This is a genomic window from Streptomyces ipomoeae 91-03 (assembly GCF_000317595.1).
GTDB lineage: Bacteria > Actinomycetota > Actinomycetes > Streptomycetales > Streptomycetaceae > Streptomyces > Streptomyces ipomoeae.
In genome coordinates, this window is sequence record NZ_AEJC01000162.1 from 1 (window position 1) to 19,656 (window position 19,656).

At 70.1% G+C, this 19,656-nt stretch carries 21 protein-coding genes and 1 pseudogene; 7 read left to right on the forward strand and 15 right to left on the reverse strand.

The annotated features are described in order from the left end of the window. The 8 genes from STRIP9103_RS45185 to STRIP9103_RS10625 all read right to left on the reverse strand — a co-directional run. The coding region (locus STRIP9103_RS45185) for a helix-turn-helix domain-containing protein (RefSeq protein ID WP_234022167.1) at positions 1-964 on the reverse strand (964 nt) is incomplete at its 3' end. 219 nt (positions 965-1,183) lie between these two features. Beyond that, positions 1,184-1,987 carry a class I SAM-dependent methyltransferase gene (locus STRIP9103_RS10605; protein ID WP_009307468.1) on the reverse strand — a complete coding sequence of 268 codons (804 nt, stop codon included), beginning with the start codon at positions 1,985-1,987 and terminating at the stop codon, positions 1,184-1,186. A 5-nt stretch (positions 1,988-1,992) separates the two neighbouring features. Next, on the reverse strand, positions 1,993-2,142 hold the full coding sequence (locus STRIP9103_RS50610; protein WP_009307494.1) for a hypothetical protein: 150 nt from the start codon (positions 2,140-2,142) through the stop codon (positions 1,993-1,995). A 166-nt stretch (positions 2,143-2,308) separates the two neighbouring features. Next, positions 2,309-4,192, reverse strand: coding sequence for an ABC transporter ATP-binding protein (locus STRIP9103_RS10610; protein WP_009307479.1), 1,884 nt, complete (start codon positions 4,190-4,192; stop codon positions 2,309-2,311). 109 nt (positions 4,193-4,301) lie between these two features. Further along, positions 4,302-4,427: a hypothetical protein gene (locus tag STRIP9103_RS52745; RefSeq protein WP_258539669.1), complete on the reverse strand. Its 126-nt coding sequence runs from the start codon at positions 4,425-4,427 to the stop codon at positions 4,302-4,304. After that, complete coding sequence (locus tag STRIP9103_RS10615) at positions 4,424-5,110, reverse strand: DUF5819 family protein (RefSeq protein WP_009307472.1); 687 nt, start codon at positions 5,108-5,110, stop codon at positions 4,424-4,426. Before STRIP9103_RS10615 ends, STRIP9103_RS52745 begins: the two co-directional genes overlap by 4 nt. Then, positions 5,107-6,936 carry an alpha/beta fold hydrolase gene (locus tag STRIP9103_RS10620; protein WP_100243889.1) on the reverse strand — a complete coding sequence of 610 codons (1,830 nt, stop codon included), beginning with the start codon at positions 6,934-6,936 and terminating at the stop codon, positions 5,107-5,109. Before STRIP9103_RS10620 ends, STRIP9103_RS10615 begins: the two co-directional genes overlap by 4 nt. A gap of 288 nt (positions 6,937-7,224) precedes the next feature. Beyond that, on the reverse strand, positions 7,225-7,533 hold the full coding sequence (locus tag STRIP9103_RS10625; RefSeq protein WP_234022168.1) for a hypothetical protein: 309 nt from the start codon (positions 7,531-7,533) through the stop codon (positions 7,225-7,227). Positions 7,534-8,767: 1,234 nt separating this feature from the next. On the opposite strand from STRIP9103_RS10625, the gene STRIP9103_RS10630 reads away from it, so the two are divergent. From STRIP9103_RS10630 to STRIP9103_RS10650, 5 genes are all read left to right on the forward strand, one after another. Continuing rightward, positions 8,768-9,109 (forward strand): response regulator transcription factor, encoded by a 342-nt coding sequence (locus STRIP9103_RS10630; RefSeq protein WP_009307492.1) that lies wholly within the window; start codon positions 8,768-8,770, stop codon positions 9,107-9,109. A 374-nt stretch (positions 9,110-9,483) separates the two neighbouring features. Then, complete coding sequence (locus STRIP9103_RS10635; protein ID WP_009307484.1) at positions 9,484-9,792, forward strand: hypothetical protein; 309 nt, start codon at positions 9,484-9,486, stop codon at positions 9,790-9,792. A gap of 245 nt (positions 9,793-10,037) precedes the next feature. Then, a complete protein-coding gene (locus STRIP9103_RS10640) occupies positions 10,038-10,490 on the forward strand; it encodes an SPW repeat protein (protein WP_234022169.1) in 453 nt (150 codons plus the stop codon). A gap of 55 nt (positions 10,491-10,545) precedes the next feature. Beyond that, a complete protein-coding gene (locus tag STRIP9103_RS10645; protein ID WP_009307466.1) occupies positions 10,546-11,307 on the forward strand; it encodes a DUF2382 domain-containing protein in 762 nt (253 codons plus the stop codon). A 105-nt stretch (positions 11,308-11,412) separates the two neighbouring features. Next, positions 11,413-12,501, forward strand: coding sequence for a YihY/virulence factor BrkB family protein (locus tag STRIP9103_RS10650; protein WP_009307496.1), 1,089 nt, complete (start codon positions 11,413-11,415; stop codon positions 12,499-12,501). A 227-nt stretch (positions 12,502-12,728) separates the two neighbouring features. Here the strand turns inward: STRIP9103_RS10650 and STRIP9103_RS10655 are convergent, their stop codons facing one another. The 5 genes from STRIP9103_RS10655 to STRIP9103_RS10675 form a co-directional block, all read right to left on the reverse strand. Continuing rightward, positions 12,729-14,087, reverse strand: coding sequence for a diacylglycerol/lipid kinase family protein (locus STRIP9103_RS10655; protein WP_009307503.1), 1,359 nt, complete (start codon positions 14,085-14,087; stop codon positions 12,729-12,731). A 45-nt stretch (positions 14,088-14,132) separates the two neighbouring features. After that, positions 14,133-14,621, reverse strand: coding sequence for a DUF7144 family membrane protein (locus STRIP9103_RS10660; RefSeq protein WP_009307480.1), 489 nt, complete (start codon positions 14,619-14,621; stop codon positions 14,133-14,135). A 44-nt stretch (positions 14,622-14,665) separates the two neighbouring features. Then, a complete protein-coding gene (locus tag STRIP9103_RS10665; protein WP_009307471.1) occupies positions 14,666-15,130 on the reverse strand; it encodes an SHOCT domain-containing protein in 465 nt (154 codons plus the stop codon). Positions 15,131-15,404: 274 nt separating this feature from the next. Then, the gene (locus tag STRIP9103_RS10670) at positions 15,405-16,763 is read right to left on the reverse strand and encodes a hypothetical protein (protein WP_009307507.1); all 1,359 of its coding nucleotides are present in this window, start codon (positions 16,761-16,763) and stop codon (positions 15,405-15,407) included. A gap of 94 nt (positions 16,764-16,857) precedes the next feature. After that, positions 16,858-17,517 carry an HdeD family acid-resistance protein gene (locus STRIP9103_RS10675; RefSeq protein ID WP_048820053.1) on the reverse strand — a complete coding sequence of 220 codons (660 nt, stop codon included), beginning with the start codon at positions 17,515-17,517 and terminating at the stop codon, positions 16,858-16,860. A 243-nt stretch (positions 17,518-17,760) separates the two neighbouring features. On the opposite strand from STRIP9103_RS10675, the gene STRIP9103_RS10680 reads away from it, so the two are divergent. Together STRIP9103_RS10680 and STRIP9103_RS10685 are read left to right on the forward strand one after the other, a co-directional pair. Then, on the forward strand, positions 17,761-18,402 hold the full coding sequence (locus tag STRIP9103_RS10680) for a potassium channel family protein (RefSeq protein ID WP_009307474.1): 642 nt from the start codon (positions 17,761-17,763) through the stop codon (positions 18,400-18,402). After that, a pseudogene (locus tag STRIP9103_RS10685) lies at positions 18,399-18,653 on the forward strand (DUF2252 family protein); the annotation flags it as partial. The gene STRIP9103_RS10680 and the pseudogene STRIP9103_RS10685, both read left to right, overlap by 4 nt. A gap of 136 nt (positions 18,654-18,789) precedes the next feature. On the opposite strand, the gene STRIP9103_RS10690 reads toward STRIP9103_RS10685, so the two are convergent. Together STRIP9103_RS10690 and STRIP9103_RS10695 are read right to left on the reverse strand one after the other, a co-directional pair. Further along, positions 18,790-18,987 carry a hypothetical protein gene (locus tag STRIP9103_RS10690; RefSeq protein WP_009307498.1) on the reverse strand — a complete coding sequence of 66 codons (198 nt, stop codon included), beginning with the start codon at positions 18,985-18,987 and terminating at the stop codon, positions 18,790-18,792. Between the two features lie 126 nt (positions 18,988-19,113). Continuing rightward, entirely contained in the window at positions 19,114-19,647 is a 534-nt protein-coding gene (locus STRIP9103_RS10695; protein WP_009307489.1) for a hypothetical protein, read from the reverse strand. Positions 19,648-19,656 lie beyond the last annotated feature (9 nt).

The window sequence follows — 19,656 nt, forward strand, 5'->3', positions numbered from 1 at the left end:
GGACGGGCGGGTCCGGGACCACCAGGCAGGAGAACCCGCCGCTCTGCTCGCACAGCAACCGCTGCCACGGCAGGGCCGAGGCGCGCAGCAGACGCCGGGAGGGCACCTGGGCGCTGAGGGCGAGCAGCCGGGGCCCGAACATGATGCCGGCGCCGCCGTCCTGGAGGAACTGATAGTCGATCAGGACCGAGATGAGCCGGTGGGCCGTGGACTTGGGCAGTCCGGTACGGGCGGCGAGTTCCGAGAGGGTCACCCGGGTCTCACCGGCGCGCAGCCCGTTCAGCAGACTGAGCCCCCGGGCGAGCATCGACGGGGTGTCCGGGCAGGGCTCCCGCTCGGGGGGTTCCGAGGCCAGGGGGACGGGGGTCTCCAGCTGTCCGGTGAGCCACCGGGCGACGGCCTGCACATGGGGCACGACGGCGGCCACGGCGTCCCTGTCGTGGCCGACCAGGGCGATCACGGCGCGGACGGCGGTCCCCCGCGGGCGTACCGCGACGCCGACGCCGGTGACGTCCCCATGGGTGATGAGCCGGGGCGCCGCGCTCCCGCTGTCGTGCTGCCGCATGGCCGCCTCCACCAGCAGGGAGTTCAGCGCGCTGCCACGCGGCGCGTACGAGATCACCGTGGTGTCGCCGCGTCTGCTGAGCAGACCGATCGGCAGCGCCTGGGAGCCGTAGCACGCGGAGAACATGATGTCGAAGCCGGTCGTGTTCTGTAAGCGGACGAGGGTGGGCAGCGCCTCGTCGAGGAGGCTCTGCAGATGGCTCTGTGCCCGTCGCCCCAGCAGCGCCAGCTTCTGCCCCAACCGCAGATGATCGCCGACGCGCTCCAGCATGCCCCACCGTTCCAGTTCGTTCACGAGCCGGTGCGCGGTCGGCAGCGGCACACCCGCCCGTTCGGCCAACTGCGACAGTCTCAGCATGTCGTCGGTGCCGAAACAGTTCAGCAGGTTCAGACCACGCACCAACTTTGACTGCCGTGGAGTGGGAAAAGCTGGAAGGGGGTCCGTCTGTGACATCTCTCTCCTCGGGCAGAAGATGACCACCGTGCTGTTCCGATTCCTGCCGGGTGTCGAACCCGGGGCCGGACTGCCAACAGCTGGGAAGGTCATTCTTGGCGGAGAGCGTCGCCGTCACCAGAGTCAGATGTCCTTGACTCGTGGGTACTTTCAGAGCTGTCCGAATCAAGCCGCCCGGGTGTGGCCGGATCGCTTGACATAAGTGCAGATGGACAGGGGTGACAGGGCGTTGTGCGGTTCCGCGTCGGGGTGCCAGTCACCGAATCGGCTCTCCGGTTCCAGGCCCGCGGCACGGGCGTATTCGTCCATCTCCTCGGGCGCGGTCAGCCGGGAGATCTCGCTGCCGACCTTGGTCGTGCCGTCGGCCTCGTACCAGATGTGTGAGAGATGCCACAGCGATTCCTCGGGGTACAGCACGGAATGGCTCTGCAGGCCGGTCCCGGCCTCCGGGTACGGGGTGAAGAGCGTGGTGCGGCGGCGGCCCTCGTGGAGGTCGACGACGGCCGACTTGTTGTGCGTCTCCACCACGAGCCGGCCACCGGGGGCGAGCAGGTCGGCGGCGCGCCGGACGACCTGCTGCTGTTCGTCGCGGGTGAGCACCATGGACAGGGTGGCGCACACGCAGTAGACGAGGCCCACCGTGCGGTCGGCGGTGTAGGCGCGGATGTCGGCGTGGACGGGCTCCACGGGGGTGTCGGGGCGCAGGGCCGCACGCAGCACGTCCAGCATCTCGGGGGAGGAGTCGATGCCGGTGACGGGCCCCACGAGCCGGGACAGGGGCAGGGCCAGCCGCCCGTTGCCCACGCCGAACTCGATCGTTCCCGAGCCGGGGTCCGGGTGGAGCGCGGCGAGGCGTGCCACCTCGACGTCCACGGAGGTGTTGTCGGGAAACAGTCGGTCGTACCAGCCTGCGAACTGCTGTCCGTAGCCGATGTCGTCGACGGTGCCGACCGTGCCGGTCGCGTTCATGGGGGCTACCTCTTCTTCCTGAGTTGTACGGTGACGCCGCCGCACAGCAGCAGTGCGGCACCGATGACGGCGGGTGGGCTCACGGCCTGGGTGGCGATCAGGAATCCGACAATTCCGAGGGCCACGACGAAGGGGCAGAGCATGAAGTCGCTCATCGTTTTTCCTTTCGCCGTTCTGAGTGAGGGCAGAAATTCCTGCGGACGGTATTCCTGCGGGTGGTATTTCTGTGAGGATGGTTTCCTGAGACGAAGTTAGTTCACTTCAGGATTCCGGACCATTCGCAGAAATACCTATTCGTGGACCGGCCCCCGGAATGCGCGGTCAGGATGCGATGTCGCCGAGTTCCTGCAGTTTCGACAGTCTGCGGTAGAGGGCGTTTCTGCTGTTCAGGTCGGCATGCGTGCCGATGTCCTGGACCTTTCCCTTTTCCATCACGACGATCTGCTCGGCCTGGGTGATGGTGGACAGCCGGTGTGCGATGGCGATGACCGCACAGAATTCGGAGATCATCGAGATGCTGTCCCGCAGCGCCCTTTCCGATTCGCTGTCCAGGTTGGCGGTGGCCTCGTCCAGCAGCAGGAACCGGGGGGTCTGCAGCAGCGTGCGGGCGATCGCCAGGCGCTGGCGCTGGCCGCCGGACAGACCGGCACCGCGGTCGCCGAGCTCGGTGTCGAGCCCGTTCGGCAGGGCGGCGATCACCTCGGTGAGGTTCGCCATCCGCAGCGCCTCGGCGATGTCCTTGTCCACGGCGTTCGGCGCCGAGTAGGTGAGGTTGTCCCGGACGGTGCCGCGCAGCAGGGTGTGGTCCTGGTCGACGTACCCGACGACGGACCGCAGCTGGTTGAGCGGCATGTCGACGATGTCCGTGCCGTCGATGCGGATCGCCCCCGACACCGGGTCGAAGAGCCGCTCGATGAGCTGGAAGACGGTCGACTTGCCGGCGCCCGACGGACCGACGACGGCGGTGAGCCCCGTGGGGGGCACGGTGAAGGAGACGCCGTCGAGGATGACCTTGTCGCTGCCGGGATAGAAGAAACGGACCTGGTCGAAGACGAGCCCGGTCTCGTATCCGCGGCCGCGGCCACCGCGCGGTCGGAGCGTCTTCTGGCCGTCCCGCTGGTCCGTCTCCACCTCGATCCTGCCGAGTTCGGCCAACCGGTCCACCGATGCCCTGCCGACCTGGAACTGTGCGATGGACTCGAACAGTTGCAGCAGTGGCGCCACCAGGTAGAAGAGATACAGGATGAACGCGGTCAGATCGCCGGCCGGCATCGCGCCCGTCGCGGTGCGGGCCGCGCCCAGGCCGATGACCACGGTCAGCGCGAGCTGGGTACCGATGCTCATGGTCGGGTCCAGCAGCGACGACATGACCGTCACCCTGATTCCGGACTTCCGGGCCTGCTTGGCGATGACCGCGATGCCCTCCGCCTCCCGGCTCTCGGCACGGGACGCCTTCACGGTGGGCATCGCCCCCAGCACCCGCAGCAGGGCGGTGCCGAAGTTGCCGATGTCGGTCTGGTTGAGCACTGAAGTCCGCCGGACACCGCGAGCCAGCCACAGCGAGATGACGCTGGTGACGCCGAGACAGACCAGTGTCGCCGCGAGTAGTACCGTGTCGATCAAGGCCATCAGCACGATGCCGCCGATGACCAGGAAACCGCTGTTGAGAATGCTGTCGATCGCATGCGTCATGGTGGAGCGGGCGAGCAGGGTGTCGCTGACCATCCGGGAGAACACATCACCCTGCTGCCAACCGCTGAACGCCCGGAACCGGGACCTCAGCAGCCTGGACGCGAGGGTGCTGCGGATGTCGTAGACGATGTTCTCCCCGGCCAGCCCGATGGTGTACGAGTGGAGCGCGCCGAGGATCGCGTCGGCGGTGAACAGAACCGCGGCGAACATGATCGGCCCGGTCACCGAGCGGCCCTGTTCCACGGAGCCCACCAGATCGCCGATCACCGCGGGTTGGGCCAGGGACGTCGCGGCGCCCGCCAGCCCCAGCAGCATGCCGAGGACGAGCAGTCGGCGATGGCTGCCGAGGGCGCGCCAGGGTTTCGCCCCCTTGCCCCACAACAGGTGCAGATGAAGCTGGGGGACCGCACGGTGACCGGCGCGGGGCCGGGCGGGCCCTTCGTCCTTCGGCGGCTTCGTCCCCGGTTCCCGTCGGCGGTGGTGCTTGCCCCCGTCGGCTGTCCAGTCGCTCATCGCGTGCCCTCCGGCCGGGTGGCGGGAGTCCGCAACGACCCGCCGCCCGCCCGGATCTCAGCCGGGCGGGCAGCGGCGGTGGGACTCGTGACGATCGTTACGACCGAGGTCACTCGGGCTCCCTCTCTTCCTGGTCCCGTTGCCCCGTCCCCTGGAAGTAGAGGGAAGCGGCCCTGACCAGACCGAGCAGGAAGATCACGCCACCGGCGATCAGGAAGGGGTTGTCGAGGCTCATGAGCCCGTCCTCTCAGGTGTCTTTCCGGGTGTCTTGGTGCGATTCGTGCCGGGCGTCGCGTCGCCGGTCCAGTCGGACGCCTTGGCGAGGGTGATCGGAGTCAGCGGAGTGCTCGGAGCGTGCGGGTCGAGCGGGACGTAAGGGGAGACGAACATCAGCTGGGGCTTGTGCCGCAGGTCGTATCCGGTGCCGGAGGCGAGCGCGAACTGGAAGCCCCGGGCCTTGTCGGCCGTTTCGCCCCGGGCCGTGACGCGGGCCCGTACGTGCTCGACCACCAGCCGGTACCCAGGGGTGCGTACGGCGGACGGGAAGCCGTTGTCGAGCAGTTGCAGCATCTCCTGGCACGCGTCGAAGACGGACTTGTCCGCGCGGCGGGTCGGGAACCAGATGATGTGCATGGGCTTGCGGTCCTCGATGCCGCTGATGTCGTGCCAGTTCGAGGTCGAGCCGTCGGCGTGCACGGTGCGGTACAGGAAGTGGTAGTCGTACATGGCCGGGTTGGGTGCGAAGAACCGCCAGTTCGGCAGCATCGAGAAGACGTCCCTGGTGCGGACCCGGTTGAACTCGTGGTTGGGATGCTGGGCGGCGAGGGTCAGCAGCAGCGCGGCGGCTCCGGCGATCCGCCAGTGGGCCCCCTCGCCGGTGAACGGGTTCCTCGACCTCAGGTGCGACAGGGTGCTCACCGGACGGCCTCCTTCGTTCGCTGGAGCTTCTTCGCGGGGGAGCGCACGGGCCCGGAGAGTGGTGCGCCACCGTCGTCATCGCGGAAGAAGGAGATGATGAGATCCGACACCTGATGGGCGTGGCGGCTGTTGATCAGCATGCTCTCGTGCGTGGCGTTCTCGATGACCACCGTCTCCGTGCGCGCGCCGACGTGGGCCTCGGCGAGTTCCCTGTGGAGCAGCAGCTGCTCGGGGTTGCTGTCCACGGTCCGCTGGGCGGAGAGGACCAGGGCGGGTACCCCCTCGATCCTGCTGAGCGCACCGGAGAAGGACTCGAAGTCGACCTGCACCGCTTTCCATTCGCGGCGCGCGGCCTCCCACATCCGTGAGTCCGCGTACTGGGCGTGGACCTTCTTGCGGTAGGCGTGGGGCAGTTCGTCGAGCCACCGTGGCCGGTTGAGGAGGATGCCGGTGCCCAGGCGCAGCGCCCGGCTCACGGCGGTGAAACTCCCGGCCAGGCCGATGTCGACCATGCTCTGTCCGCTGTTGAACTGGCCCGGGTGGGAGGAGTCGAGATAGACGATGCCCGCAAGGCGGTCGCCCAGGTGCTGGGCGGCGCGGCGGGCGAGCTCCCCGCCGATCGAGTGGCCGACCAGGATCACCTTGCGGTGCGGGGAGACGGCACCGTTCACCAGGTCCACCAAGTCGTGGACGGACTCCGTCAACTGGTAGGGACCGGTGGCCCCGCGGTGACTGCCGGCGTACCCGGCGCGTGCGTAGGTGATGACGCCGTACCCGGTCTCGTGGGCCAGACGCTCGGAGATCCAGGCGTAGTGCTCGCTGGTGGACAGCAGTCCGCTGGCGAGCACGACGACCGGCTTCTCGGGGGCACCCGGCGTGTACTCCTCGTACTGGAGCCGGTTGCCGTGCCGCGTGGTCAGTACACGCGAGCTGTGCCAGCCCTCCGTGGTGCGCAGGCGCCGCTGTACGGCAGTGACGGCCGCCGCGGCCACACCGCCGGCCAGCGCGGCGAGCGCGGTCGGCACGGCACGGTCGTCACGTCCGGCGACGGCGGGGTGCGAACGGGGAGCGGAGGTGTAGGCGATCAGCGGATGGAACGAGGGGAAGGCGGTCGCGAACCTGCCGAGGCCCAGGAAGTAGCCGTTGGCCACGTGGAACGCGGCGGCACTGGCGATCATGGGGCGGGTCAGCTTGCCGCCCCGCGCGTAGGCGAGCGGGAAGAAGCACTCCAGTGCCAGCACGCTGTGCGTGAGCGCCTTGGTGACCTGGGGGTGTTTCTGGGTCCACCGGAACATGCCCTCATGACCGTACGTCCGGGTGCGCATGACCCCGCCCAGAGCGGAGGCGTCGCGCCAGCTCTTGCCGAAGAGCTTGACCCAACCGGACACCGCGTAGGCCATGTTGCCCTGCAGGGCGGCGTACCACAGCAGCGCGTCCTTGCCCGCGGGCGACGGTACGAGGCGGGCGGCGCCGGTGGCCAGCTGCACCAGCGACGCCACCTGGTCGGAGCCGTCGGCGCCGTAGTGGTGGCGTGGGGAGAGCAGAGCCGAAGTGGTGCCGAGGAAGAGGCTTCCCGCGCCCCGCCAGCGGGAGTTGCCCGGCAGCAGCATGGCGGCGGAAACGGCGGAGCGTGCGATGTGCAGGGCGGTCGTGGTCCGCACCCCGCTGACGCTGTCGACGAGCCGGCGTGTGAGCGGGCCGGATCCTGCCAGGTACCCCCTGCCGACCTCCCAGTCGCTCATGCCTCCCTTGTCGATGTCCTTCCGCTGGGTCAGGTATTCCAGGGACGAGGTGAGGGTGGACAGGGCAGCAAGCCGTTCGGACATGCCGATGGCGCGGTCCCGGTTGACCGGAGCCGGGGAGAAAACTGCGGAAGTGATCCTTCCGGTAATTTCGGAAGGTATTTTTCCGGTGAATTTCACAGGAACCCCATTCGTGATAGCCTCCTCCGCCGGAGGAATTGTTCCTTCACGGTTGTGCTGCCGGGCCAAAACAGGCCTCTGGCCCGGCAGCTCTCATGCACTTCTCGCGTCAGTTCCCGCAGGCTTCTTGTGCCGCTCCACACGTGTGGGTTTTCCTACGGGCTGGCGCACCCTGGGTCAGCGGGGCTGCGATCAGGCCGGGGGCGCACCGGCGCCCGCGGCGACGTCCGCGGCGGCCTGGGCGACGGCCTGGTCCGCTGCCACGGAGGCGTTGGCCGCCTCCACGGAGGACGCGGCGCCGACCGTCGCGCCGACACCGCCGGCGACACCGGCGAGGTCGGCGATCGCGCCCAGCGCGGCGAGGCCGCGGCCGCCCCCACCGCCGGCGCCGCGCCCGACACGCCCGATGCGCGGGGTGCCCAGAGTGGGGCGGGCGGACGCCAGGATGATCCCCTCCACGGGGAGGTTCAGGTTGTCCACTGCCTTCGCGATGTGGCTCATCGTTGTTCCTTTCGAAAGAGGGCTCCGGAGTCCGTTTTTCTCCGGTGCGCTTCTGGGGACAACAATGCCTTCGTGGCGTCGCGGCGCACATCTGAGAAATTACCTATTCTCCGAGCGGTGCCCTTCACATGCGAATACGGGGACGTGAGGGCGGGTGTGAAAGCGCAGGGTGGGCGGGGTGAGAGGGCGAGTGAAACGAGAAAGACGCCGCTTCTGCCGGCCGGCCGAGGGGCCGGTCGTCGGAAGCGACGTCATAAAGAGGGACGCGTATTGAAGGGGAGCCGGGGTGCCGTGTCCGACTTCTGGGCCGGGGCCCGTTCCGGCCTCAAGGCCGGGTCCCGTTTCGGCTTCTGGGTCGAGGCCCGTTCCGGCTTCGGAGCCAGGTTGCTGCGTCCGGCCTCGGAGCCGCGGTGCCGTGTCCGGTGAGGGGCGGATGCGGTGCAGGCTCGGCGGGCAGCGGGCGGTCCGGAGGGCCGGGGCGGCTGCCGCCCGACACGTGGAGCGCGGCCTCGTCAAACACGCACGCGGCTCGGTGCGCGTCGCTCGGCGTCGAGCGGGCGGAAGCAGAACGGTAAACCGGGGGCGTGTTCCGACGCGATCAGCAAAATTACCTAGCGGCGGGTGTTGCGGCCCCGCGCGGTCGCGGTCAAGTCCGGACTGTTGGCGTCCGGTTCGCCCTCTTGCCTGGGCAAGTGACGACCCGTCACCGAAGCGGCCGGCGGGACGCAGGAGGCCCCTGGGTCGGAGATAAGACTGGGTCCGATTTTCATCAGGCGGGACGTTCCTGTGCGCCGCCGATGAACTGTGCCAGCATCGGTGGCCCCGCGACGCGGGACGGTGACTCGGTAAGAGTGGCCCGCATCCCATGACGGCAAGGGAGATGCCTGCCGTCCAGCGCTGTCCCGGCGGATTCCGGCCGGCGCCACGGACGCGGTTCCACGGAAAGGAAAGCCCGCATGGCCATTGCCATACTCATGCCCTGGACGATCTACTCCGCCCACTCCGCATCGTCGGCAACCCGGAGAGAGTCAACCGAGGTTCGTCGTACGACCCTGTCCGCCGTACCCGGTGTCGGGACGCCCGGGGCCGGGGACCCGGTGCCGAACCGCCCGCGCCTCACGCAACTCACGGGAGACGAGCGGACGGTGCGCTCGATCCGTACGGCCCCGTCGATCCGTACGGGAAGCCGGCCCCGCGTGGGTCATACCGGGCCGCGGCGAAAGGCGGCCTGACGATGCCCAGTTCGGCGACCACGGTCGGCACCCGCTGGAACCGCTCCGAGCAACTCAGCCCCCGGGAACGCGAGATCCTGCTCCTGGCGGCACACGGGATGTCCGACTCGGAGATCTCCGGCGCCCTGTCGATATCACCGCGCACGGTGGGCGTACACATGTCCAACATCCGCGAGAAGCTGTGCGCGAAGAACCGCACACACCTCGTGGTCCGGGCCCTGAAGGCCGGGGTGCTGGCCCTCCGCACCGAGTGCGCCCTGCTGAGGAAGCCCGGCGGCGACGCCGACGACCTGTTCCATCTGACGGGCCACGCGAGCGTCCACCTGGAACGCCGGGCCCTGTGACACCTCGCATCCCCGCACGCGATGTCACGCACACCCCGGCGTGACCCACTACCTGGCTCCACCCCGTACCAGGAACACACCTCTCGCCCGCCCTTCACCGAGTCCAACCGGTGAGGGGCGCTTTTCGTGCGCCTGTCACTGTTCGGTCCTGTCCTGGGCGCGCCGCACGGCCATTCCGGCTTCGCCCCTCTCCTCGCCGATGCCGGTGACGGCCTCGACGTTGCCGCTTAAACAACTTTTATGGTGATTTGAGAGGTTTTGCTGGTGGGGTGGTGGTTAGTCGAGGGGGGATGCGGAGGCACCGAGATGGGGGTTGGTTCCCCTGCGCAGAGGCTGCGGTGCGGGTGGTGGGGGGCGAGTACGAGGAGGGAGCCATGAGCGAGATGGCGGACGGGAGTGCCGGGCGTGTTCAGCAGGCCGGGCAGACAGCGAAGCAGGAGGCGTCGGCGACGGCCGAACCGGTCAAGCAGGCCGCGGCGGAGTCCGTGCGGCAGCTGAAGGAGGACACCACCCAGGCCGGCCGCCAGGCTGCCCAAGAGGTCAAGGACACCGCCGCCGAGGCCGCCCGCACCACCAAGGAACAGGCCCGGGAACAAGCCGGACAGGTCACCGACCGGGCCCGCCGGTCCACACGGACCACGGCCGAGGAGGCTCGCGGGCAGCCCCGCAGCACCGGACCGTAGGGACGCCGCCGCGCCCCGGACCGTAGGGACGCCGCCGAGCGGGCCGGCCACCGAGGTACCGCCCGTGCGGCCCGCAGACCTCACCAGCGGACCTGCGGGCAAGGCCGCCACCCCGCTCGCACACCACGCCGGTCGCTTGGCCGGAGTGCCGAACAACCCCCCTGCCGCTCTCACCGGAGGCGATCGCAGTGACATCACCCAACTACAGGTCGACCGGGTCGACCATGGAAGAAGTCCGCCCCGACATGGTCGAAACGCGCCAGCGCCACGAGCTGGCCGAGCGCGCCGCAACGACCCCGCGGGCGCAAGCCATCGAGGCACTGGGCCTGCTCACGGGCCTCTACCTCGCGGCCTCCCCCTGGATCGCGGGATTCCCCGGCGGAACCTTCTCCCGGCTGGCCATCACCAACCTGATCGTGGGAATCGGCTATGCGCTGCTGATGAGCGGCGGCTTCGGTCGTGCCTACGACCGGACGCACAGCATGGCGTGGGCCGCCTGCGCGCTGGGCGTGTGGACGATCATCGCGCCGTGGGTGGTGGCCGGCAACGTCGACACCACCCGCACCGTCACCAACAACGTCATCACGGGCGTGATCGCCCTGCTGCTCGCCCTTGCCGCCAGCGCGGCAGCCCGCTCACGCGGCGCACGCGGTGCCCAGGGCGCCTACGGGGGCGCATACGGCGGTGCCGGTCGCTGACCAGGCACCGGCTCCCCAACGGGGGACGCACGGTATCAACGAAGGAGAACCCCAGATGATCACCCGAGAGCAGATCCCCGCCGTGCTGGACCATCCGGTCTACGACGCCAGGGGCAGCAAGATCGGCGACGCCAGGCACATCTTCTTCGACGACGTCACCGGCGAGCCCGAATGGGTCAGCGTGAAGACGGGCCTGTTCGGCACCAGCGAGTCCTTCGTCCCCATCCACGACGCCTCCGTCGTCGAGGACCACCTCGAGGTGCCGTACCCCAAGGACAAGGTCAAGGACGCGCCCAACGTCGACGTCGATGCCGGCGGCCACCTCTCCGAACAGGAGGAACACCGCCTGTACGAGTACTACGGCATCGACTGGGACGCCGCCTGGCAGCAGGCGCAGACCGGCACCGGCCGGACCGCCGCCGCCCCCGAGGACGCGATGACGCGCTCCGAGGAGGAGATGCACGTCGGCATCGAACGCCGCGAGGCAGGCCGCGTGCGGCTGCGCAAGTACGTCGTCACCGAGGAGCAGCAGCAGACCATCCCCGTACGCCACGAGGAGGTCCGGGTCGAGCGCGAGCCGATCACCGACGCCAACCGCGGCGACGCCCTGGCCGGCCCGGACATCTCCGAGGCGGAACACGAGGTCATCCTCCACGAGGAGAAGCCCGTGGTGGAAACCAGGACCGAGCCCAAGGAACGGGTCCGCCTGACCACCGATGAGGTCACCGAGGAAGAAACCGTCACCGGCGAGGTCCGCAAGGAACGCATCGAGACCGAGGGGACCGACGAGCCCGGCGAGCGGCGGCCCCGCCGCTGATCCCCACGCACCCAGGCGCCCGGGACAGGAAGAGCGACGGCACTCGCCCGGGCGCCGGGCGCCCACCGTGCCCGCTCGCCATGCGTGCGCAAGGAGCTGACCGCCATGAAGCTGCGACACAGACACGACACCGCTCACCATGACCGGGCGCCGGAGCCTGGCGAGCAGCAGCGGCACACCGAACGGTACGGCCGTGAGGACGAGCCGGAGAGGTTCGGTCCGTCTCCGGATGTGGAGCGCAGAGCGCCGGACGGTCTCACCGAGATGCCGAAGAAGTCCTGGTCGGCGGTGCTGCGCGGGACGTTCAAGGAGTTCAAGGACGATGAGCTCGCCGACCGGGCGGCATCACTGACCTACTACGGCATCCTGTCGCTGTTCCCGGCACTGCTGGTGCTGGTCTCGGTGCTGGGGATCACCGGACGGTCGACGACCAGGCAGGTGCTGGACAACGTTCAGCAACTGACCCCGGGCGCCGCCCGCGATGTGATCCGCAACGCGGTGGAGCAGTTGCAGGGACGCGCGGGCATCGGCTCGGTGATGGCGATCGTCGGCCTGGCCCTGGCGCTGTGGTCGGCATCCGGCTATGTGGCGGCGTTCATCCGCACCTCCAACGCCGTCTACGACATGCCCGAGGGCCGTCCGGTATGGAAGGTCATGCCGCTGCGGTTCGCCCTCACCGTCGTGCTGATGATCCTCGCGGTCGTGAGCGCGCTGATCGTGGTCTTCACCGGCGCGCTGGCCCGGCAGATGGGCAAGGTGCTGGGGGTCGGTGACACGGCCCTCACGGTGTGGTCGATCGCGAAATGGCCGGTGCTGGTGCTTCTGGTCTCCCTCATGATCGCGATCCTGTACTGGGCCAGCCCGAACGCGAGGGTGCGCGGCTTCAGGTGGATCACGCCCGGCAGCCTCCTGGCGCTCGTGATCTGGGTGATCGCCTCGGCGGGATTCGCGTTCTACGTGGCCAACTTCGCCTCCTACAACAAGACCTACGGCACCTTCGCCGGCGTGATCGTCTTCCTGGTGTGGCTGTGGATTACCAACATCGCCATCCTGCTCGGCCTGGAGTTCGACGCCGAGACCGCCCGCCAACGCGCCGTCGCCGGCGGGCACCCACCGCAGAAGGAGCCGTACACCCAGCCGCGCGACACCAGGAAGTGGGACGAGCAGGACCGGCACCGTCTGGGAGACACCTGACCGACACGCCTGGCCCGATGACGACGAGGATCGCGGCGTCCGGGAACAGCCGCCTGACGGCCCCTCCCCGCACATGACGAGGGCGGGACCCGAAAGCCCCGCCGGTACCTCGCGCGCTTCTCGGTGAAAAGTGTGCTGAACTGCGGAAACACCTCTTCGGAGCCGCCAAGCTGTCCCAACCGAGTGGCCGAAGCCGCCCGCGCTCACGCACGGACTGTCTGAGCCACTCACCCGGGGACAGGCAGGCGCCCCAGCGCCAACCGTGCCACGCGCGGCCAGTCGGCCGCCCCGCCGCTGACACGCGGTGCGTGGGGGCGACGGCGTGGCACACGCACCCGGAGCGCCCCGGGCGCGCTGCGGCACACGACGGGTGAGGGCAGAACGACGTGCTCTCCGTCGATGCCGACCGGGAGGGTGTCCGTGCCGGCTTCGACGACGACTTCCCTGGCGCTCAGCCGGACAAGTCCCCCGGAGCGCGGGCCGCGCACCAGTCGGGCCGCCTGAGCGGTGCTGCCGACCCGCACGCACACCACGCCGAGCAGGCCCGAGTCCAGCCGTTCCCTGCGCCCCGGACGGGCCGCGTCGACGGCACGCCCGTAGGCATTGTTGCTGACGAGGAGAGCCTGAAGTCCGTCGACGTACGTTCCGTCGGCCCGCGCCCGCAGTCTGCGCGCGTCCTCGCCGGTGAGGAGGCCGGGGAGGGTACGCAGGGTCGTGCGGGCCTTGGTGTCCCGGTACGCGGGGTCGGTGACGACGGACGCGTACGTTCCGAACGAGGCGTTGTTGACGAAGACCCGGTCCGCGGCGTAGCCGAGGTCGATGCGGAGTTCGATGCCGTGGGTGACGGCTTCCAGGGCCGCCGCCGGATCGTCGCGGTCGAGGCCGAGGTCCAGGGCGAAGTGGTTGCGGGTGCCGGCGGGAATCACCACGAACGGCAGGTCGTGGCGGGCCGCGACCTCGGCCACCAGTGCCTGGGTGCCGTCGCCGCCCGCCACCGCCAGCAGATCGGCCCCCTCGGCGACGGCCTGCCGGGCCAGTTCGGTGACATCCTGGCCGCCTTCGAGCAGGACCACCCGGCAGCCGGCCACCCGGGCCTTGTCGACCAGGTGGAAACGGCCCACCTTGCCGCCGCCGGAGCGCGGATTCATGAGGATCCAGGGGCTGTGGGGCGCCTCGGCGACCGCCTGCCCGGACTGCTCGGAGGTGGTGTGCCCGGGGCTCAGGGCCGTACGCGCCGCCGTGACGGCGAGGACCCACAGAGCCAGGGACAGCAAGGCCGGCCCCAGCATGCCGAACGTGGCATAAAGGGCCAGGACAGTGACCGGCGCCACCACCGACAGGACCGCCCCGAGAGCACGGAGCAGTCCGGTGTGCGCCAGGGTCCACCACACTCCCACGGCGGCCAGCGCCAGTCCGGCGATGCCCGCCAGCGCCCACAGCACGCTCCGCAGACCGGCGGCGACGAGCGCCACCAGGACGCTGCCCAGCAGGGCGAGTACGGCGAGGCGGGCCCGTGCGGCACTGCCCTCGACTCCGGTCGAGGGTCCTGTCTTCCTCGATCTCCTTGTGTCACCGCCGGGTTTCACCTGTCGGCCCTTCTCTTCCGCCTCACGTCCCTGACCGCTGTGTACTCAGGAGGGCCCGCGCGGATACGAGGTCCTCTCCGACGGGCGCGCCTCGGACATGGGACGTTCCTCGGACAGGTCGAAGAGGTTGCCACGCTGGACCACGCACAGGGCCCAGATGATGAAGCCCGAGATGGTGATCATCACGACCGACCACACCGGGTAGTACGGCAGGGAGAGGAAGTTGGCGATGATGACGAGCCCGGCGATGGCCACGCCGGCGACGCGTGCCCAGGTCGCGGTCTTGAGCAGGCCGAAGCTGACGATCACGGCGACCACACCCAGAGCGAGGTGGACCCAGCCCCAGCCGGTCAGGTCGAACTCGAACACGTAGTTGCGCGTCGTGAGGAAGATGTCGTCCTCGGCGATGGCCATGATGCCCCGGAAGATGTCGAGCAGGCCGACGAGGAAGAGCATCACCGCCGCGAAGGCCGTCAGGCCGGTTGCCCATCCCTGCTTGGCCGTGTGTGCCGGCCGGGTGTGTGTCGCGGTCATCTTGGGCCTCGTTTCATGTGATCCGGATCATGTGATCCGGATGGTCAGCGACCAGAGGTACGGGTGGTGGAGCCCGAGTGCTCCGCCGGACCGTGGCCGGTCAGGACCAGGTCCTTCGCCCTGCGGAACTCCTCGTCCGTGATGTCGCCGCGGGAGCGGATCTCGGACAGCCTGGCGAGCTCGTCGACGCTGCTGGTCCGGCCGCCGGCCGCGGTCTGCCTGATGTAGGCGTTGAACTCCTCCTGCTGTGCGCGCGCCTGGGCGACCTCCCGGCGGCCCATGTTCTTGCCGCGGGCGACCACGTAGACGAAGACGCCCAGGAAGGGCAGCAGGACGGTGAACGCCAGCCAACCGGCCTTCCCCCAGCCGCTCAGGTCGTCGTCACGGAAGATGTCGACGACGACGCGGAAGAGCAGGACGAACCACATGATCCACAGGAAGAACAGGAGCATGCTCCAGAAGACGCTCAGCAGGGGATAGTCGTACGCCAGGTACGTCTGCGCGCTCATGTCTCTCCTCCGTCCCGGGCGCCCGCCCGGCCGCTGCTGTGTGCTGTCTTCAGCGTGGGCACGGCAAGGGCCGGGCGGCCTCACCCGATGCGGGTGAGCGTGCGGTAGCCAAGTAGCCCGGGTTGACGTGCTCCGGCGGCCGGATCAGGGCCGTTCTTCCCGCGACCGCGGGGTGCGGCGGCCGTCCGGCACCAGGAGGTGAAGGCGACAGGGACGCCGGGTGCCTGGGGAGCGCGTGCCTGAGGCCGGTTTTCCACCATGTCTCACGGGGGTCTCATGGGGCCGACCCTTCCGTCGCCTGGTCCGCCGCCCGGTCGGCCGGTCCGGCTGCCGCCGCGAGGATCGCCAGGATGATCAGGACGGCCACGGCGATGCCGAGAACGAGGGCCACCGCTCCGACCGTGGGGTGGTTCCAGAGAACCAGCGCCAGCGCTCCCGCCGCGATGACGCCACCGGTGGTCCATGGCCGGTGGTCCGCCAGCCAGCGTCCGGTGGATCCGGTGCGCAGTCCGGCGCGGCGCAGCCCTCGGCCGGCGGCCGTCGTGCCCCGGTTCGCCGCCGTGCGGACGGCGCGGGCGGGGCGTCCGGGACCGTACAGGTAGGCGACCAGTGCCGTGATCACCGCCACGACCAGCAGGGTGCGCGTGCTGTCGCGCAGGAAACGGACGAACGTGTCGTAGATGGCGGCGGCGGCGTCGGTGGGCAGCGCGTCGGGCGGGACCGAGTCCAGATAGACCCGTCTGACGACGGCCAGCGCGACGAGCAACACCACCATCATCAGGCCGACACCCGTCGCGGTGATCATCAGCATCACCCGGTGTGCCGGATTGGTCCACACGGCGAGCGCGGCGAGTACGACGGTCAGGACGGGCAGCCAGGTGCCGAGGATGTCCAGCAGCCGCATCGCGTCCTGCGCCTTGCCCAGTTCCTCCGTCTGGAACAGGGTGATCGTCCGGTCGGTGTCCGGGATGGCGGCGGCCTTGTCGAAACCAGCGTCGACGAGACGCTCCCGCACCTCGTCGACGACCTCGCCGATGTCCAGTTGGACGGTGTCACCCTCGGCGCGCACGGCACCCTCGCGGTCTCCGGTGAGCATGTTCACCACCGCGGCGTGTGAGCGCCGGTTGGCGCCCTCCCACACCTGCTGGAAGGCGTCGCTGGTGATCACTTGGGTGATGGTGCGGTCCACGACGGTCCTGACCGCGTTGCGCAGCGGCCCCTCGAGGGACTCGGCCCCCTCCACGACGCGGGGCGGGGCCCCGGCGTCCTGGAGGGCCTTGACGAGCGAGTCCGTCACCCCCGCGACGTCCACATTGGCCACCACCCGGTCCGTGAACCGGTTGATCACGACCTCCTGCACGGCCGGCTCCGATGCCAGCGGCGCGACGGTCTCCACGTACCGGTCGGTGTCGGAGACCGTGTCCTGGACCCAGGCCGCGACGACGGCCAGGGGCGCGAGCACCAGGGCCAGCAGGAGGAGGACCGAGGAGCCGACCCGGCGCAGCCGCCGGTGGCGCACCGTCGCGTGACGGCGCAGTCGCTCGTATTCCGCCCGTTCCTCGGCGGTCATGACGTGGTGCCGGGTGACGTCTCCGCCGGAGTCCGGCGGATCCGGGGACGCGGCGGGGTTCATGGGGGCTCCTTTCCGCGTGCGCCGCGCCGGTGGCGACGGTCGCTGATCGGGATGACGGTCGGGGAGGCAGCCGAAACGGAGCGCTCGTGCGGTGTCAGGCCGTCGCGGCGGGGGCGCCCGGCCCCGGGGGTCGCGTCTTTCGGAGCGCGGCCCGCCGAGCGAGGGCGACCACCGCCTCGGCCAGGCCGAGCAGGACGAGCCACAGACCGAGCAGCCTGGTCAGGGCACGGGCCGACTCGGCAGGCAGGGCGAGCACCACGATCCCCGCGACGATGCCGAGTACGGCGGCGACCGTGACGACGCCACGGTGCGGCAGGTCCTCGACGGAGACGGCCGTGTAGAGGGTGAGGATGCCGGACACGAGCCAGACCGCCCCGGTGATCAGCGAGAGCGCGGCGATCGTCTGCAGTGGGTTCCTCAGGCACAGCACCCCGGCCAGGACGTACAGCACGGCCAGGAGCAGCCCCGGCAGCCGCTCGTGCCCCTCCCGCGCGAAGACGGCCACGAACCGGAACGCCCCGGTCACCAGCAGGTACAGGCCGATGAGGACCGCCAGGACGTGCAGGGTCGCCTCCGGCCACACCAGCACCAGGACGCCCGGCACCAGCGTCATGACGGCCGACCCCAGGAGCCAGGTCCATGAACGGCCGAGCCGCGCGAGCACGTCTGCGGAGTCTCCCATCGGACCCGGGGCCGGCCCGCCGGGCTCGGGGTCCTGCCCGGTACGCGATGCCGGACCACGCGACATGGTCATGGCTCCTCCTCGCGTGATCAGCCGTCGCCTCCGGAAGCCGACGGGGCGGGGTGAGGGAGCGGTGCGCGAGCGCCTGACCGCTCCAGGGTCACGCCTGCCGCTCGGTGACCGGCTCACCCACCACGGGTGATCCATCGGCTCCGCCGTGGCGGTGAGCTGGAAGCCTCCCGGTGCCCGGCCCACCCGCCTTCCGGGGCCGGACGGAGCGACCTTCCGGGGCCGGACGGAGCGAGAAGACACGAGATGAGCGATCCGAACACCGCCCGGACGGACCGGGCCCGGCCGGGGTCGGACACGGACCGGCCGCGTCGGCGGCACCGCCCCCGCCGGTGGGCGGCGGTCGTCGCCATCGCCCGCGCCGTGCTCATCACGGTCGGCCTCGTCACCGCCTACTACCTGCTGCCCCTGGACGATCGCGGTACGGCCGGCACGTCGGCGCTGCTCGTGTGCGGCCTGCTGGCGGTACTGCTGGTGTTCGGGTGGGAGGTGCGGGTCATCGCGCGCTCACCGCACCCCCGGCTGAGAGCCGTCGAGGCCCTGGCCGCCACGCTGGTGTTGTTCCTGATCCTCTTCGCCGTCGCCTACTACCTGCTGGACCGCTCCGCCCCGGGCTCCTTCAGCGAGTCGCTGACCAGGACGGACGCCTTGTACTTCACCCTGACCACCTTCAGCACGGTCGGCTACGGGGACATCACCGCCCACTCCCAGACCGGACGCGTGCTGACGATGCTGCAGATGACGGGAGGGCTGCTGCTCGTCGGCGTCGCCGCCCGGGTGCTGGCGAGCGCGGTCCAGGCGGGGCTGCGCCGGCAGCGCCGCGCGCCGTCGGCGAAAGCGCGTTCCGGCGCCGACGCCGGGACGCCGGACGAGGAGACGGAACCATGACCGTGCCGAGCGCTTTCACCGCGTCCCTGTCTCCGGACGAGCGAGCGGCGTCCGGCCGGAACGCACGCCGGCGGGCGCCGCGTTCGTCGCACGGCTGGTACGAGACCGCACAGCAGCGACCCGATCCCATCGAGGTGGTGGAGCGGCAGTCGGCCGAGCGGGTGGCGGAGTCGGTGCCGATCCGCCACGGCCGCATGCTGCAGTCGCCGTTCCGCTTCTACCGCGGCGCTGCCGCGATCATGGCGGCCGAGTCGTACGCCGACCGGAACGAACGGGACTTCGCGGCGTTGGAGGACGCCTGCCGCTCCGGGCGGATCAGGGCGGAGCGGCTCTGAGCGACACTGCCGCACAAGAGGGCCGGACAGGGACACCCTCACCGGGCTCCCGTCAGTCCGGCAGCTGGCGCATCTCCACGACCCGAAGTCCCAGGGACTGGCAACGTGCCAGCAGCCCATAGAGGTGCGCTTCGTCCACGACAGGGCCGAACAGGACGGTCTGGCCGGACATCACCACGTGGCCCAGCTCCGGAAACGCCTTGGCCAGCGTTTCCGACAGGTGTCCCTCGATGCGGATCTCGTAGCGCACGAGCTGTCCCTCCATGGACTGCTTCGGTCCGGCGGACGGCGCCCCTACCCGCGATCGTCCGCCTCCGTGCCCCGTCGGACCTCACCCGGTACAGGTGACCGCCGCCCGGCGAGCGGACGCCGAGGATCAATGCTTCAGGACGATCTCGAAGGAGATGATCAGCAGCCCGAGCACCAGGTTGACCGATGCGGTGGCCGCCATGAGTCGCGGCGAAGCACCGGCGCGGCGGGCCGCGGCCACGGACCAGCCCACCTGGCCGGCCACGGCGACGCAGAGAGCCAGCCAGAGAGCACCTGGCACGTCCAGTCCCAGGAGCGGGCTGACGGCCACCGCCGCGGCCGGCGGAACGGCGGCCTTGACGATCGGCCACTCGTCACGGCACACGTGCAGCACGACCCGGCGGTCCGGAGCCTGTTGCGCCAGGCGCGCCCCGAACAGCTGGGCGTGCACGTGCGCGACCCAGAAGACCACTCCGGTCAGCAACAGCAGCAGCACCAGCTCGGTGCGGGGGAACGAGCCCAGGGAGCCCGCGCCGATCACCACGGAGGCCGCGAGCATGGATCCGTAGACGCCACCCGTGTAGTCCGCGTGGGCCCGGCGCTCGGCTCGGCGCTCCGCGCGGGCCGCGGCCGGGCCGGTCGTGGCTCTGGTTCTGGACACCGGTGACTC

Bases quoted from the DNA above. Each gene is read 5' to 3' on its own strand.
- STRIP9103_RS10605 (WP_009307468.1), bottom strand. From the start codon at position 1,987: ATGAACGCGACCGGCACGGTCGGCACCGTCGACGACATCGGCTACGGA.
- STRIP9103_RS10630 (WP_009307492.1), top strand. From the start codon at position 8,768: ATGCCCAGTTCGGCGACCACGGTCGGCACCCGCTGGAACCGCTCCGAG.
- STRIP9103_RS10635 (WP_009307484.1), top strand. From the start codon at position 9,484: ATGAGCGAGATGGCGGACGGGAGTGCCGGGCGTGTTCAGCAGGCCGGG.
- STRIP9103_RS10645 (WP_009307466.1), top strand. From the start codon at position 10,546: ATGATCACCCGAGAGCAGATCCCCGCCGTGCTGGACCATCCGGTCTAC.
- STRIP9103_RS10625 (WP_234022168.1), bottom strand. From the start codon at position 7,533: ATGAGCCACATCGCGAAGGCAGTGGACAACCTGAACCTCCCCGTGGAG.
- STRIP9103_RS10640 (WP_234022169.1), top strand. From the start codon at position 10,038: ATGGTCGAAACGCGCCAGCGCCACGAGCTGGCCGAGCGCGCCGCAACG.
- STRIP9103_RS10610 (WP_009307479.1), bottom strand. From the start codon at position 4,192: ATGAGCGACTGGACAGCCGACGGGGGCAAGCACCACCGCCGACGGGAA.
- STRIP9103_RS10660 (WP_009307480.1), bottom strand. From the start codon at position 14,621: ATGACCGCGACACACACCCGGCCGGCACACACGGCCAAGCAGGGATGG.
- STRIP9103_RS10620 (WP_100243889.1), bottom strand. From the start codon at position 6,936: ATGTCCGAACGGCTTGCTGCCCTGTCCACCCTCACCTCGTCCCTGGAA.
- STRIP9103_RS52745 (WP_258539669.1), bottom strand. From the start codon at position 4,427: ATGAGCCTCGACAACCCCTTCCTGATCGCCGGTGGCGTGATCTTCCTG.
- STRIP9103_RS10675 (WP_048820053.1), bottom strand. From the start codon at position 17,517: ATGACCATGTCGCGTGGTCCGGCATCGCGTACCGGGCAGGACCCCGAG.
- STRIP9103_RS10670 (WP_009307507.1), bottom strand. From the start codon at position 16,763: ATGAACCCCGCCGCGTCCCCGGATCCGCCGGACTCCGGCGGAGACGTC.
- STRIP9103_RS10650 (WP_009307496.1), top strand. From the start codon at position 11,413: ATGAAGCTGCGACACAGACACGACACCGCTCACCATGACCGGGCGCCG.
- STRIP9103_RS10665 (WP_009307471.1), bottom strand. From the start codon at position 15,130: ATGAGCGCGCAGACGTACCTGGCGTACGACTATCCCCTGCTGAGCGTC.
- STRIP9103_RS50610 (WP_009307494.1), bottom strand. From the start codon at position 2,142: ATGAGCGACTTCATGCTCTGCCCCTTCGTCGTGGCCCTCGGAATTGTC.
- STRIP9103_RS10680 (WP_009307474.1), top strand. From the start codon at position 17,761: ATGAGCGATCCGAACACCGCCCGGACGGACCGGGCCCGGCCGGGGTCG.